The organism is Chryseobacterium sp. SIMBA_028 (assembly GCF_046535285.1).
Classification (GTDB): domain Bacteria; phylum Bacteroidota; class Bacteroidia; order Flavobacteriales; family Weeksellaceae; genus Chryseobacterium.
In genome coordinates this window covers 1-343 of sequence record NZ_JAWRWZ010000103.1, presented here as the reverse complement: position 1 = coordinate 343, position 343 = coordinate 1, and the positions used below count along the sequence as shown (strand labels likewise).

The window sequence follows — 343 nt, the reverse complement described above, 5'->3', positions numbered from 1 at the left end:
AAGTCTCCCTGTCTGAAATGGTAAATCATATTTATGGAAATACCAATATTCTTGCTGATCATGAACGACCGAATATGTTCATCAACGAATTGAAAATGTATATTGATTATCTGAAAAAAGAAATCGCTGATTCATTCATTCCAATCACCCCATCACAAGCAAAAAAATGGAATGCATTCAAAAAAAACCTGTTGGAAGGCATAGAATATTACCATAATCTGTTTACCGCTTCTTCCTTTTTTAAAGTGGGTTTGAAAACGATCAGGATGCAGTTAGATCATTATCAACTAGAATTATCGGCTGTTGAAATTCCGCAGGCTGACAAATAGAATTTTTAATTGAT

General features: G+C 33.2%; 1 pseudogene. It reads left to right on the top strand.

Annotated features, from left to right (window positions below):
* Positions 1-329, top strand: a pseudogene (locus SCA31_RS22730) (hypothetical protein); the annotation flags it as partial.
* Positions 330-343 lie beyond the last annotated feature (14 nt).